Raw genomic sequence first — 14972 nt, 5'->3', positions numbered from 1 at the left:
AGGGCTCAATCAGACCTTGTAGTTCATACGATTGAAGCCCGGCAGGCGTTTCCCTTTTTGTATGTCCGTACTTCTTTTCAAGATAGCGATTGCCGTTCTCGGTTCGGTCGCAGTGGCCGGGCTGCTGCGGTTTCGATACCTGATCGACCGGGTTTCGATTCGGCAGCAACGATCGGTGCTGGTATTATTTTTTACGCTGTTCCGGATCGTACCGTTTTTCATGGTATACGTAGTGCTGAACCAGGAAGCCCGTTCCGACGTCCCGGTTTTTTACGAGGCCGCCCTGCAGGCCATGCAGGGGAAAATGGTTTACCGCGATTTCTGGACGCCCTACAGTCCGCTGTTTCCGTACGTGACCACGCTGCTGGTCTGGTTCTGGAATAGCCCGAAAGCACTGGTTTTGCTGATGATTCTGATGGAAGGACTGGCGCTCGGCCTTACGTGGCGGAACTACCGCAGCGATATCCGGGATATTTTCACGCGCATGGTCGTCTACCTGGCTTTGCCCGGCCCGCTGGTGCTCTGTGTACTGGGCGGACAGGAGGATATCTGGATGTGGTTATTCGCCGTAGCATCCATACTGGTCTGGCGACGGACCCGCGACAGCCTGTGGATCGGGGTGGTTATGGCGCTGGCGCTGATGACAACGAAAGCGCTGGCGTGCCTGATCGTGCTTCCCATGTTGTTTCTGGTCGACCGGCCCGTTCGCTATGTCGTTGGCGCGGCCTTGACGGGAGTACCAGTTTTGGCTCTTTTAATTGCGCTGGTTGGCGATAAATTTCTGACGCCCCTGGCTTTTGCCGATATGCCCTTCGCGCCGAATTTGTGGACGGTTTTGGGACCGATTATCGGGGACTTCCGGTCGTATTCCAAAATCCTGAGCTGGACGGGCGTTGGTCTCACCGTAGCGGTTTCGTCGCTGGGTGCCCTGATTCTGAAACACCGGATGGATTATGCGAAAGCATTGCCCATTTTGTGGAGCCTCTGTTTCTGCTTTATGATGTTTATTCATAAAAGCTCGTTTGGTAATTATGCGTTTATCTTTCTGATGCCCATGCTGGTGAATGTTATCGATTTGCGCAACGTTCGGCAGGTGGCGGTATTGCTCCTGTTCAACGGGCTGGTGGTGGTGCACCCCACCTACTGGTGGGGCCTTAATACGCCGGTGTATACCCGCTGGAGCGACTTGAATTCAACCAGTAGATGGATTGAATACGGAATGGAACTGGCCTTGGTCGGTTGTCTGGTTTATTTTCTTACGTTGCTGTACCGGGTCGTTACGCACGGACAGTCCCGGCAAACCGATATTCCCGTCGGTTACCTTTGATTTGACAAAACCATGAGCGCGGAAATGAATTATCAGGTACCCACGATGGCCGAACTGGCCGCAAAAGGCGAAACCCCGGAAGTGCTTTTTTGGGTCGGTTGCGCCGGTTCGTTCGATGATCGGTACAAAAAAGTAACCATTGCCTTTGTCAGAATCCTGAACCATGTCGGCATCAAATTCGCCGTGTTGGGTACGGAAGAAAGCTGCACCGGCGACCCGGCCCGCCGGGCGGGGAACGAGTTTTTATTCCAGATGCAGGCTGTAGCCAATATTCAGGTCCTGGACGGTTACGGTATCAAAAAAATTGTGACGGCCTGCCCGCACTGTTTCAATACACTCAAAAACGAATACCCCGAACTGGGCGGTCATTACGAAGTCATCCATCATTCGCAGTTTTTGCAGCAGCTGATCAACGAGGGCAAGGTGACGCTGAAAGGTGGGGGCGAGTTTAAAGGTCGCCGGATTACCTACCACGATTCGTGCTACCTTGGCCGGGCCAACAAAAATTACGAAGCACCCCGCGAGGTTTTGCAGGCGCTGGATGCGGATCTGGTCGAAATGAAACGCTCGCGGACCAAAGGCCTGTGTTGCGGAGCCGGCGGGGCGCAGTATTTTAAAGAACCTGAACCGGGCCGGAAAGACATCAACGTCGAACGCACGGAAGAAGCCCTCACCACCGGTGCCGACACCATTGCCGTCGCCTGCCCGTTCTGCATGACCATGATGACCGACGGCATCAAGAATAAAAACCGCGAAGATTCCGTCAAAGTCTACGACCTGGCGGAACTCGTTGCCAAAGCCCAGAGTTTGTAATACGTACCCACGGACTTTAGTCCGTGATCTGGCGATTTTTACATCTGATGCTCGATTAACTCTCACCGACTGAACGGCACCTTCCGGCAGTTTGTGAGTACAGTAGCCATGTGGATTCCATTTGAACAACTTCCCGATACGGCGCGCGTCTGGGTCTACCAGTCCGCCCGCCCACTGACCGACGCCGAGGTGGCGGCTATTGAAACCGATTTAAAACCGGCCGTCGATGGCTGGGCTGCTCACGGAACCCCGCTGCTGGGTTCGGCGCAATTGCGGAATAACCGGTTTTTGATCGTGGCCGTTGACGAGGGCCACCATTTACCAAGCGGCTGTTCCATCGATTCGTCCGTGCGCTGGGTGCGGGGAATTGGTCAAACGCTCAATGCGGACTTTTTTGACCGTTCGGCGGCTTTTGTAACCGCCGAAGGAGCCGTCGAAACGGTGGCGTTGCCGCAAATCAAAACCGCCGTGACCGAAGGACGCATCACGCCCGATACTCCGGTTTTCAATACGCTCGTCGCGACAAAAGCCGAACTGCAAAACCGCTGGCAGATCAAAGCCGCTGATTCGTGGCTGAAACGGTATTTTAAAACAACACCAGTAGTATAAACCGGGCGAAGGGAGGAAAAGAATAAGGAATGCGTTTTTCCTCCTTATTCCTTTTCTCCCTTCGTCTTTTCTTTCCCAGCTATGGCTGAAACCCTGATTCTGCCGCAAACCACGCAACGGGCGGAAATTTACGCGAGTCTGTTGCCGCAATTGCAGGCCCTGACCGGCGATGAACCGGATTTGATCGCGAACCTGGCCAATATCTCCGCGGCTTTAAAGGAAGCATTTGGTTTTTTCTGGGTCGGTTTTTACCTCAAAAAGGAGAATCAACTGGTGCTGGGGCCGTTTCAGGGGCCCATTGCCTGTACCCGGATCGCCTTTGCCAAAGGCGTTTGTGGGACCAGTTATGCACGCAAAGAAACGATTCTGGTGCCGGATGTCGAGCAGTTCCCCGGGCACATCGCCTGTAGCTCCCTGTCGAAGTCCGAAATCGTCGTCCCGGTATTTGACCCAAACGGAGCGGTGGCGATGGTGCTGGACGTAGACAGTGAGCACTTGAACGATTTCAGCGAGGTCGATCGGCGGGAACTGGAGAAAATAGCCGCTTTGATCACAACGCTGCTGGCAAAGTAAACGGGACCAATTTCCTTCCGTTGTTCCGCGATGAACATTTCAGCGGCTAATTACGCCACGAAAAGGATTTTATAGCTAGAGAACCTCATTTTGTTCCCGGACTACGAGTTCCGGTTCGAGAATTACCTTTTGCCAATCATCCGGCGCAATTTTCCCATTCAGGACCTTGAGCAGAATTTCGGCGGCCATGTACCCAATCTGGTACGGATGCTGCTCGACCGACGCCAGGGGCGGGTGTTCGAGATACGTATTCAGGGGCAGATTGGCAAAGCTGACAAACGCAATGTCCCGGTTAACCACCAGTCCGTAATTCCGGCAAATCTGCATCGCATCCAGCGCCACATAATCATTGAATGCCAGCACCGCATCCGGCCGGATCGGCGACGACAGGAGCTGGTTCATTTTCAAAACCGTCTCCTGAGCCGTCAGATCGATGCGTTTAATAAGTACATTTTCAACGGGTAACCCTTCTTCCAGCAACGCCTTGATGTAGCCCCGGTACCGTTCTTCACTGGCGGCCAGTGCGTGTGGGCCGTTGAGGAGGGCAATTCGCCGATGCCCGCGCCGGGCCAGCCACTTGGTGGCTTCGTAAGCACCCTTTTCCATGTTGCATTCTACCTGATGGGCGGCAATGTGGGGTGGTATCCGGTCGAACAGCACCAGCGGAATCTGCCGGTCGATCAACTCCTGGATGTGGTGTATCTGCTGGGTTTCTTTCGCGACCGACAGCAACACCCCATCGACCCGGTTAGACGCCAGCATGGTCAGAATCTGCTTTTCCCGGTCGAAGCGGTCGTGGGATTGATACAGCGCCACCGTAATATGGTGTTCGAAGGCTAGTTCTTCGACGCCGTTGATGACTTCCGAAAAGAAGTTTTCGCGGATTTCCGGCAGCACCATCCCAATGACGCCCGTTCGGCCCCGCTGGAGATTGCGGGCGATCGTGCTGGGCGAATACTTCAGTTGATCGGCCAGCGCGTGAACGGCGTCGCGGGTCTGCGCACTAATGCGCGGGTGATTCTGGAGCGCCCGCGATACGGTTGAGGGCGACACATTCAATTGTCGGGCAATCTCCTTGATGGTAATAACATCCTTCATTGAAGTGTCGTGTTCAGCCTTACAATTTACTTTTTTTGTTACTAATTGTAAAATTATCTTTGGTTTTGCACAAACGTTTGCGCACCTGAGAACAAACGTTTGCACAACGTAAAACCGGTCAAATCAGGTCGCCGGGTGCCCGGTTTTAGTTGATCGATTGTTCCCTTTTCTTGAAATTTCGGTATCAACTAACTCAAATTCCTTAACAAAACACACCGCAAATTTAAGCGACCCTTTACCATGCCAACCTCTTCTCGCCGAAATTTCCTGCGTACTGCTGCGCTCAGCACGGCCGCTGTCCCGCTCATTCCTTCGTTCTTCGAGACGGCTGCGGCTGCTCCGAAACCTGCGGTTTTGTCGCAGGTCCGGCTGGCTTTCATTGGTGTCGGTTCACGCGGGCGGAGCCACGTTCATCAGGCCCTTCTGCGCGACGATGTGGTCATTACGGCCATCTGCGACCCGGATCCGGAAGCCATTAGCCGCACCAACGCCATGATCGAAAAAAGTGGCAAAAAGGCCCCCGTAGCGTATACGAAAGGCGGTGAAGACTTTCTGAACATGCTCAAACGCGACGACATCGACGGGGTGGTGATCGCGACACCCTGGGAATGGCACGTGCCGATGGCGGTTGCTACGATGAAAGCCGGGAAATATGCCGGCGTGGAAGTCTCGGCCACAGTCACGCTGAAGGAATCCTGGGATCTGGTGAATACCTTCGAGAAAACCGGGTCGCACTGCATGATTCTGGAGAACGTTTGTTACCGGCGCGATGTACTGGCGGTTTTGAATATGATCCGCCAGGGGATGTTCGGCGAAATGCTGTATGCCCACTGCGGTTATCAGCACGATCTGCGCAATATTAAATTCAATGATGGGACGGCCCGCGGGGTTGGGGCCGAATTTGGGGCCAAAGGCTATTCCGAAGCGAAATGGCGGACGCAGCATTCGGTGGACCGGAATGGCGATCTGTACCCGACGCACGGCCTTGGGCCGGTCGCTCACTGGCTGAACATCAACCGGGGCAATCAATTTGTTCGATTGACCTCAATGGCCACACAGGCACGCGGGTTGCATAAATACATCGTTGATAAAGGGGGTAAAGATCACCCCAACGCGAAAGTCAAATTCAAACTTGGTGATGTGGTAACCACCACAGTCCAGTGTGCCAATGGCGAAAACATCGTCATCATGCACGATACGAACTCACCCCGTCCGTATTCACTCGGTTTCCGGGCGCAGGGAACGCAGGGCATCTGGATGGACGACGGGAAAACGATTTACCTGGAAGGTGTTAGCCCGAAACCGCACCAATGGGAACCGTTTGAAGCGTATCAGGAAAAATACGATCACCCGCTCTGGAAACAACATGGTGCAACCGCTCAGAGTGGTGGCCACGGCGGCATCGATTTCTTCGTGCTGCGGGCCTTCATCGAATCCATCAAGGCGCAGGTAGCCCCGCCGATCGACGTCTACGACGCAGCGGCCTGGAGCGCCATCAGTCCGCTATCGGAACAATCCATTGCGCAGGGCAGCAAACCGGTCGAAATCCCCGACTTTACGCGGGGAAAATGGAAAACCAACAAGCCCATTTTCGGCCTGAACGAGATTTATTAATCCCGAATCTATCGTATGGTTGATACCGTGTCGAATCCGTCAGGTTTTGACACGGCTACTCGACTCTGGCCTTTACCCAGTGCCCTCTTCACTCACTTTATCAATCAACAAAAACATGAAACAGCTTTCCGTAAGCTTATTGCTGTGGCTGTCGGTAACAGTTTGCAGCTTCGCGCAGTCGGTTTTGCGCGGTACGGTCCGCGATGATGCCGGACAACCGTTGCCGGGTGCGACGATCGTCGTCCGGGGTACGACCCAGGGCACCACCACTGACGATCAGGGTATTTTTTCCGTTCGGGCGACGCCGGCGGATGTCTTGGAAATCAGTTCGATTGGATTTCAGGGCACAACGGTAACCGTTGGCAACCGCAGCTCGGTGGACGTTACGCTCAAAAAAGCCGATACCATGCTGGACGAGGTGGTCGTGATGGGCTATACCACCACGAACCAGCGCAATCTGGCCGGTTCGGCCCAGGTCGTAACGGCCAAGGAGCTGAAAGATGTGACGGCCAACAACGTCGGCCAGCTATTGCAGGGAAAAGCCGCCGGTGTATTTGTTGGGAACAGTTCCGGTGATCCGCGCAGCGCCCCCAAGGTGCTGATCCGCGGAGTCGGTACGCTGACGGCCAGTTCCAATCCGCTCTACGTCGTTGACGGGGTCATTGGCGGGATTCCGAACCCCAGCGACATCGAATCGATGACGGTTTTGAAGGATGCTTCGGCCACGGCGTTGTACGGCGCCCGGGCGTCCAACGGGGTTATCGTCATTACGACCCGCCGGGGCGCTGCCGGTAAAACCCGGATGACGGCCCGCCTGAATCAGGGCATCGGTACGCTGAGTCTGGGTAATTTCCGGCTGCTCGACGGTCAACAACTCTACGATTTGCAGAAAAAAGTATACCTGCGCGACCAGCCCAACGGCAACGTCAACAATTACCTGCCAAGCCCCGAAGCCAACGCCAACACGAACTGGTTCGACCAGGCTTTCCGGACCGCGACGAACACATTGGCCGAACTGAGCGCATCGGGTGGCAGCGACAAAACCCGGTTTTTTCTGAGCGGCAATTACTACAAGGAACAGGGAATTTTGCAGGGAACCGGTTTGGACCGGTTTGGTGGACGGTTGAATTTCAGCCACAACATCAGCGACAAATTCCGGATCAATGTCAACGGAGCCGGATTGTACACGCGCGGCTACGACGACAGCAACGGTGCGCTGTATGCGGCCTATACGTATTTGCCCTATGACGATCCGTACTACAACGGGCAACCCTACAACCCGGTAACGGGCGCGAAAAAATGGTACGGACGCGACAATTCCAACTTCATTTACAACCGCCAGTTTAACACGTTCAAGGAAAATACGCTGTCGGGCGACCTGCTTTTCAAGGCCGAATACGATCTGCTGCCGTGGCTGACACTGACGACCACCAACCGGGCGCAGACCAGCTACTACGGCAGCCAGAGCAGCCAGGACATGCGGGGACCGAGTGCGCTGGACGTGCAGGGACGCCTTTCCAATACCAACACCCGCAATTATACCTTGCTGACTTCGAATCTATTGCGGTTTCGGCAGAGTTTCAACGGCGGCCACAGCCTCGATGGGCTGGCCGGTTATGAATACCAGACCTATTACTACGAATCGCTGTCGGCAACGGGCAAAGGGATTTTCTCCGGCCTGAACATTCTGGACGCTACTTCGCAACCCGAAACCATCGGCGGTAGTAAAACCGACAATGCGTTTTCGTCCTACCTGTTTCAGGCCAATTACGGGTATCAGGAAAAATACCTCATCACCACCTCGTTCCGCCGGGATGGTTCGTCGAAGTTTGGCCGGGATAAGAAATACGGTAATTTCTACGCCGTCGGTCTGACCTGGAATGCTTCGAACGAAGCCTTTCTGCGCAGCAATCCGCTGGTGACCAACCTCAAATTCCGGCTCAGCTACGGGACAACCGGCAACGCCGACGGTATTGATGATTATGCCGCCCAGGGCCTCTACAACCTGACCGGACAATACGCCGGTATTCCGTCGGCGTACCCGACCCGGATCGAAAACCCGAACCTGTCGTGGGAAGTATCGAAGAACGCCAACTTTGGCGTCGACGCGACCTTGTGGAACCGGCTTTCGGTAACGGTGGATCTGTATAACCGGCTGACCAACAACCTGCTGTTCAACCGACCGTTGCAGGCAACCAGCGGCTATTCGTTCATCACCGAAAACGTAGGCGCCGTTCGGAACAAAGGGATGGAAGTGGTCCTGTCGGCGGATATTCTGCAAAAAACCGCTCTGAAATGGCGGATGGACGTCAACGCCGGCCTGAACCGGAACCGGGTAACGCAACTCTACGGCGACCGCACGTTTGTTGCCAACGGCCAGCGCCCCTACGCACTTGATCAACCGCTCAATAGCTGGTACATGCGTCGGTGGATGGGCGTCGATCCACAAACCGGTGGACCACTCTGGGAAAAAGTCGGCACCGACGGCAGCAGCACCACGACCAATAACTACAACGACGCGACCCTTCAGTTTATCAGCAGCAACGCCAATCCCAAGCTGTTCGGCGGTTTTCGGCAGGTGCTGAGCTGGAACGGCCTGGAACTGAATGCCTTCTTCACCTACAGCACCGGGGCGGTTCTTTACAACGGCGACCGGAACCTGTTCGACAACGACGGGGCTTACGACCGCTATAACCTGATGGCTTTACAGGAGGGCTGGAGCCGCTGGGAAAAACCGGGAGACATCGTCACGCATCCGAAGTATGTCATCGGTGGTAACAACAACGCCCAGCGGCCATCGTCGCGGTTCCTCGAAAATGGTAGCTACCTGCGTCTGCGCAACATCAGCCTGTCGTACGATTTGCCGGCGGCCTGGATCAGCAAGGCGAAACTGGACGGCGTACGGCTGACACTTTCGGGCGATAACCTCTTCACGATCACGAAGTTTTCGGGGATCGATCCTGATGTGACGGAAACCGGGGAAGTTGGTACGAAATACCCATTCAGCCGAAAATATGTGTTTGGAATCCAGTTTAACTTTTAATCATCAACACCCATGAAATTAACTCTTTCGCGTTTGCTGCTGCTGGGTTGTGTGGTGGTGACCACCTCCTGTGAAATCGATACTACACCGTACAATGGATTGTCTGAATCAGCCATTCTGGGCAATGCTCAGGGCCTGCGGGCGGCTACCGACGGCAACTATACTTTCCTGAAAGACCTGGATTATACCCGTAACCTGTTCATTATGAATGAGTATCCGGGGGATAATCTAACACTAAGCGGAACCACCACGGACCCTCTTTTTCTGACGTACACCTATCGGCACACCGCCGATCAGGGCAATGCCCTGCAGCTTTACCGCAAAGCCTATCAGATCATTGTGGGTTGCAACAAGGTCATCGGAGCCATTCAGGAAGGAACATCGAAGGAGATGGACCAGATTCTGGGTGAGAATATCTTCCTGCGCGCCAGTGTTCATTTTGATCTGGTCCGGTTGTTCGGGCGGCCTTATACCCAGAGTCCGGAAACGAATCTGGGCGTGATCATCAAAACCGACACGAAAGCCGACGACAATGCCGCCCGGGCCACGGTAAAAGAGGTTTATGCATTCGTTTCCAGCGAATTACAGAAAGCCGCTAAACTGATGACGGTTTCGCGGACCAGCAGTTATGCCACGGCCACGGCGGCCAATGCGCTGCTTTCGCGGGTGTATCTGTACATGAACGACAATGCCAATGCGATCAAATACGCTGATCTGGTGATTACCGAAAACCGGTTTTCGCTGGCGACGCCCACGCAGGTGCCGGATTTCTACACGATTGAAAATGAGCAGAACAAGGAAGTTATTCTGGCAATCAAACACACCCTGAAAGACGACCGGGGCTGGAGCTCGCTGGGCTCGATGCTGTACACCTCGCCGGGCGGTGTCGGCTGGGGTGAAGTCTACGCGTCGCAGGCTTATCAGGATCTGGTCAATAAATATCCGAACGATAAACGGCGGTCTTTTCTGGTGCGCAAACTCACGGCGCAGGGGACGCAGGAACAACGGAACGGGATTGACAAGGTGTACGTCACGAAGTTTTCCAACCAGGGCGGTATCGCCACCCTGAGTTCGCCGATTCTGCTGCGGTTGTCGGAAGTATACCTGAACCGGGCCGAAGCCTATGCCAAAACCGGCCAGGCCGACAAAGCCATCGCCGATGTGAACCAGATTCGCCAGCGGGCGGGTTTGAGCGGCACGGAACTGTTCTCAACAACCGATCTGAAAGGATTACCGGGCGTTCTGGACGTGGTGTTGCAGGAACGGCGGCTCGAACTGGCCTTTGAAGGCCACCGGGCTTACGATCTGTTCCGGAATGGCCGGAGTCTGGTGCGCAATTACCCCGGTTTTCACAACACTACTACGGGCCAGCAAACCGTGCCTCCCGACGACAAGCAAGTGGTTCACCTGATTCCGGAAGCCGAAATTGTGCTAAATTCCAACCTGAAACAGAACCCGTTGTAGGTAGTTCCGAATGATTTATCTGACCCAAATCCTTTTTTTACTCCATACCTGGTTGTTTAGGCCGACGGGCGATTCACATGATTCGAATCGCCTGTCGGTTCCCGTTGGGGGCAATACCTGGGTGTCGAAGGCGTCCGACCGTTCGACCCGAATTACCAACGAGGGCCTGACGGGCTGGAGCGATCCCGAAACCGTTGTTTCCACCTATGTCCGGCTGGACCGCGCCGGGAAACTGAAGCTTTCGGCCACGCTCAGCGTTCCGGAGGGCGAAAGCAAAATCCGGGTGACGGTTTTGGGAAAGAAGGCGGAGTTTTTGGCCAGCGGCAAGGGGGAAAAAGAATACTATCTGGGTGAGTGGAAAATCAAGAAACCGGGTTACGTCCGGATTGATCTACAGGGTCTTACCAAAACCGGAAGCCGTTTTGGGCTGGTGCGCGAGTTGGGGATCAGCGGGGAGGCCGTGAATGAAAAGGCGGTTTTTGTCCGTAACAACGAAGGCAATTACTTTTACTGGGGCCGGCGCGGGCCGTCGGTGCATCTGAAATATACGTTGCCCGAAAATACGGATACGGAGTGGTTTTACAACGAAATCACTGTTCCGGAAGGCAGCGACGTGATCGGCTCTTATTTCATGGCGACCGGTTTTGCCGAGGGCTATTTTGGCATGCAGGTTAACTCGCCGAGCGAGCGCCGGATTCTGTTCTCGGTCTGGAGTCCGTTCAAAACCGACAATCCGAACGAGATTCCGGAGGATCAGAAAATTTTGCTGGAGAAAAAAGGCGAGGGCGTAACCACCAATGATTTTGGCAACGAAGGTTCCGGTGGGCAAAGTTACCGGCGCTACAACTGGAAGGTGGGCCGAACGTACCGGTTTTTGTTGCGCGGCCGTCCCACCGACAACAACTACACCACGTACACGGCTTATTTTTCCGAAGCCGAATCGGGTACCTGGCAACTGATCGCCAGCTTCAAACGCCCCAAAACGACAACGTATCTGAAATCATTTCATTCGTTTCTGGAAAACTTTGTGCCCAATACCGGGAACGTGGCCCGGGAAGTAGCCTTTGGTAATCAGTGGGTTCGGAGCAAGGAAGGAGCCTGGCAGGAAGTCCTATCCGCCAAATTTACCGGCGATGCCACCGCCCGGGCGGGTTTCCGGCAGGATTACGCGGGCGGATTACTCCCCGCAAAAAACTGGTTTTTCCTGAAAAACTGCGGCTTTTTCGACGAATACGTTCCGCTCAATACCGAATATACCCGGCAACCGCTCCAGAAAGCACCCGTCATTGACTTTTCCCAATTACCCTAAACTGAATCGTATGCGTATGACTTTTCCCTTATCTATATCCACACCCGGCCGCATCTGTCTGTTCGGTGAGCACCAGGACTACCTAGGCTTGCCGGTGATAGCTGCGGCCATTTCCCGACGCGTCCAGATTACCGCCGGGCCGATCTCGGAACCGGAAGTTCGTCTGTCGCTGCCCGATATTGATGTTCGGGAGGAGTTTTCACTCGCAAACCTGCCGCTGAATTACCAGCACGACCGGGATTATTTCCGGAGCGCGGTCAATATTCTGTTTCGGGAAGGATTCCGGTTTTCCCGGGGGATACAGGGAGATGTTCGGGGTAAAATTCCGATCAATGCCGGGACTTCTAGTTCATCGGCCCTACTGATCAGTTGGTTAGGAGTTTTGAGTCAGTTGGCCGATAATCCGCAGCAGTTGTCGTCCCGGCGGCTGGCCGAACTGGCTCATGCCGCTGAAGTACTGGAATTCGGCGAACCCGGTGGCATGATGGACCATTACGCCACGGCCGTCGGCGGGGTGATTTACCTGGAATCAAAACCGGCCATTCATCTTGAATCCTTTCAACCCGCACTCGGTTCGTTTGTGCTGGGCGATTCCCAACAACCGAAAGATACGATTGGCGTATTACGGTACGTCAAGGTCGGGATGCTGGGTGCGATTGAGAAAATCCGGCGGCATGATCCGTCGTTTTCGCTGACGGCTTGTCCGCAGGAAGCCGCCGATACGTACGGCCCGGTTTTAACGCCGGACGAAATGGCCTTGTTGAAGGGCAACCTGTCGGACCGGGATGTGCTGCGGGAAGCGCTGGCAATGTTCAGAAGCGACACCATCGACCACCACCGGCTGGGGGATTTGTTAAGCCTTCACCAGACCAGCCTGCGGGATGCCAAGCGGGTTTCGACGCCCAAAATTGACCGCATGATCGAGGAAGCACTCAAAGCCGGGGCGTATGGTGGCAAAATCAACGGTTCGGGTGGGGGCGGCTGCATGTTTGCCTACGCGCCCGAAAACCCGGAGGCCGTGGCCGAAGCCATCGAGCGCGTGGGGGGTAAAGCCTACGTGATCCGCGTAGATCAGGGCGTTTCGGTTCAACCGAAGGCGGTTTCTGTAGTGAAGTAACCCAAACGTCTGTTCCGGTTTTCAGTCATGTTACGAAACGTGTGAATACTTTCTTTTCAAAAGGTCTGGCTTTATCATAAAGCCAGAAAAACCGTAGGCGCCCCGCGTCTACGGTTTTATTTTCATATTCCAACCGGCCTTTACCGGGGTAGTTGACGTAAAACCGGCTATGGGCTGATTTTCAAACCACGCTGGTTTATTAGCCTACAAAAAATATAGATTTAGTTTGGAAAATAAAAAACCGGCTTTTACCTTTGCATCATCATCGCAATTCCTTCTGCGAGTAGGTCCGGGACGCCGGTGCGGTGGGATTTATACAGAAAGGGGGAGAGACAGGCTCGATGAACCCTTAGCAACTTTCTGAACGGTTGGACGACCCGGAAGAATAAGTGCTAACCTGCCTAAAAAAATTAGGAACTATAAATGAACAACCATCATGAACAAGCAAACATCGTATCAGCGTTGTGACCCCGATCAGGATTGGCATCTGGCCCCGATTCGGTAAATCGCCTTTCCAAGCGCGTGTAAAGCCAGCGATGCGAACCGCTGGCTTTGCTGTTTCAGGCGGTTTTCGGAAATCAGTACGCCAGCAGCCGACCACAGGCAATGGTGGCCAGCCAGACGACCAGGGAGCAAACCGCAGCCGCTTTGGCACCGATTGGTATGTGTCCGGCTCGCCAGTCCGCCGGTGACTGGAAAGTAATCCGGTGAAAAATGGCCACGTTGATTCCCGCCACCGCAATCAGAACCAGTTTTAGCCCGAACATCGGGTCGTTGCCCAGCGATTCCGCATTGGTCGTGAACAGCAGGATTCCGGAAGGCACTACCAGCAGCAGCCCCCGGCGCGACCAGGGCAAAACGTGCGTGGCGAGGTCGGCCACCGGGATGGTTCGGGAAAAGCCGAGCAGCCGCAAATCGAAGGCAAAGGCTCCGCCCACCAGCAGCACAATGCCGATAAGGTGAACGATTTCCAGACCCGGATACAGCCAGGTTGCCTGCCGGATGGTGGACGCCAGCGTACTGTTTTCGATGTTTTGCAGCCACTCGACGGGAACGATCATCGGCGCATCTCGTATTTCGTGCCGTCGATGAAAATGCGCTCCGCCCGCATTTCGGTTTTAACGGTTTTGTGCGGGTAGCCCACGATGCGGAGCGACGTTCCTTTTTTCAGCATCGAAGCCGTGACGCCCCGTTCCTGCATCCTGCTGGTGGGGGCCAGGTACACAAGCCAGGTTTTGTCTTTGTCTTTCACCCGGGCGGTCGCGTGTGGGTTTTCGTACTTCGATTCTTCGATGATGCCCGTATAATCCAGCACCTTTGTCTGGTCATAATCGCCCCAACCGTGGTGCAGCGGAGCAAAGGCAGCGCTCAACAGCAGCAGTACCGCAAACGATGTTTTTTTCAAGGTAGCCATAGAAGATGGGGTTTGAGGTTTGGTGAAAGATGCTGGATGTTTGGGATACTGGATGCTTGATGCCAGTTGCCGCAAGTCTTTACTCTCCTGTCTTTCTGCTACTTCCCGGTTTAAAAGTCTTTATTCTCTGGTCTCACTTCTTAGTCTATGTTCCGAATCCGCTGGCCACAGGCCCGGTAAATGGCGATGGCTGCGGCTGCCGGACCCTGGGCGACTTCACCGGCACCCAGCGGTTTTTCAGTCGGTCGATTGATCACAAAAACCTCCGTTTCCGGCACGTTGCTGAACCGGGAAATCGGATACGAAACTCAGTCGCGGCTGCTGACGTGTTGCTGATCAAACCCGACTTGTTCCTTTAACGTCCAGCTGGCGGCCTGAATCATCTCGCCTTCGAAGGTGGTTCCGTAACACATCATTTACAGCAGCGGGGTGGCTGGGTTGACTTCGATGCTCAGCCGGGCTTTCATGTCTTGCCGTTCTTTACCGGAAATAAGTAAACAACCCGTTAAAAAGCAATTTGTTACGGCCACGCAGATTAATTGGCAGGAATCAATTAACCACCAGATTCCCTTCTATTAGCCCATCGCTTTA

At 54.5% G+C, this 14972-nt stretch carries 12 protein-coding genes and 1 riboswitch; of the genes, 9 read left to right on the top strand and 3 right to left on the bottom strand.

The window, feature by feature from the left end; all coding sequences use genetic code 11:
- Positions 1-61: 61 nt before the first annotated feature.
- The 4 genes from ACFPMF_RS15970 (at position 62) to ACFPMF_RS15955 (ending at position 3322) form a co-directional block, all read left to right on the top strand.
- Positions 62-1327, top strand: coding sequence for a hypothetical protein (locus ACFPMF_RS15970; RefSeq protein WP_379846892.1), 1266 nt, complete (start codon positions 62-64; stop codon positions 1325-1327).
- 12 nt (positions 1328-1339) lie between these two features.
- Positions 1340-2140, top strand: coding sequence for a (Fe-S)-binding protein (locus tag ACFPMF_RS15965; RefSeq protein WP_379846889.1), 801 nt, complete (start codon positions 1340-1342; stop codon positions 2138-2140).
- Positions 2141-2248: 108 nt separating this feature from the next.
- Positions 2249-2749: a hypothetical protein gene (locus tag ACFPMF_RS15960; protein ID WP_379846886.1), complete on the top strand. Its 501-nt coding sequence runs from the start codon at positions 2249-2251 to the stop codon at positions 2747-2749.
- 81 nt (positions 2750-2830) lie between these two features.
- A complete protein-coding gene (locus ACFPMF_RS15955; RefSeq protein WP_379846883.1) occupies positions 2831-3322 on the top strand; it encodes a GAF domain-containing protein in 492 nt (163 codons plus the stop codon).
- A 75-nt stretch (positions 3323-3397) separates the two neighbouring features.
- Here the strand turns inward: ACFPMF_RS15955 and ACFPMF_RS15950 are convergent, their stop codons facing one another.
- Positions 3398-4420: a LacI family DNA-binding transcriptional regulator gene (locus tag ACFPMF_RS15950; RefSeq protein ID WP_379846880.1), complete on the bottom strand. Its 1023-nt coding sequence runs from the start codon at positions 4418-4420 to the stop codon at positions 3398-3400.
- A gap of 240 nt (positions 4421-4660) precedes the next feature.
- Between ACFPMF_RS15950 and ACFPMF_RS15945 the strand changes: the two genes are divergently transcribed.
- From ACFPMF_RS15945 to ACFPMF_RS15925, 5 genes are all read left to right on the top strand, one after another.
- Positions 4661-6034: a Gfo/Idh/MocA family protein gene (locus ACFPMF_RS15945; protein WP_379846878.1), complete on the top strand. Its 1374-nt coding sequence runs from the start codon at positions 4661-4663 to the stop codon at positions 6032-6034.
- 115 nt (positions 6035-6149) lie between these two features.
- Positions 6150-9077: a SusC/RagA family TonB-linked outer membrane protein gene (locus ACFPMF_RS15940; RefSeq protein WP_379846875.1), complete on the top strand. Its 2928-nt coding sequence runs from the start codon at positions 6150-6152 to the stop codon at positions 9075-9077.
- 12 nt (positions 9078-9089) lie between these two features.
- On the top strand, positions 9090-10541 hold the full coding sequence (locus ACFPMF_RS15935; protein WP_379846872.1) for a RagB/SusD family nutrient uptake outer membrane protein: 1452 nt from the start codon (positions 9090-9092) through the stop codon (positions 10539-10541).
- A gap of 10 nt (positions 10542-10551) precedes the next feature.
- The gene (locus ACFPMF_RS15930) at positions 10552-11850 is read left to right on the top strand and encodes a DUF3472 domain-containing protein (RefSeq protein WP_379846870.1); all 1299 of its coding nucleotides are present in this window, start codon (positions 10552-10554) and stop codon (positions 11848-11850) included.
- A gap of 16 nt (positions 11851-11866) precedes the next feature.
- A complete protein-coding gene (locus tag ACFPMF_RS15925) occupies positions 11867-12967 on the top strand; it encodes a mevalonate kinase family protein (RefSeq protein WP_379846868.1) in 1101 nt (366 codons plus the stop codon).
- 309 nt (positions 12968-13276) lie between these two features.
- Positions 13277-13393, top strand: a riboswitch (SAM riboswitch).
- Positions 13394-13545: 152 nt separating this feature from the next.
- Here the strand turns inward: ACFPMF_RS15925 and ACFPMF_RS15920 are convergent.
- Positions 13546-14028, bottom strand: a complete 483-nt coding sequence (locus ACFPMF_RS15920) for a DUF6644 family protein (protein WP_379846865.1) — start codon at positions 14026-14028, stop codon at positions 13546-13548.
- A complete protein-coding gene (locus ACFPMF_RS15915) occupies positions 14025-14381 on the bottom strand; it encodes a DUF6152 family protein (RefSeq protein WP_379846862.1) in 357 nt (118 codons plus the stop codon). Before ACFPMF_RS15915 ends, ACFPMF_RS15920 begins: the two co-directional genes overlap by 4 nt.
- Positions 14382-14972: the final 591 nt, after the last annotated feature.

Source organism: Larkinella bovis, from assembly GCF_042655385.1.
Taxonomy (GTDB): Bacteria; Bacteroidota; Bacteroidia; order Cytophagales; family Spirosomataceae; genus Larkinella; species Larkinella bovis.
The sequence above is the reverse complement of the archived record's forward strand: the minus strand, read 5'-3'. Positions and strand labels throughout refer to the sequence as shown.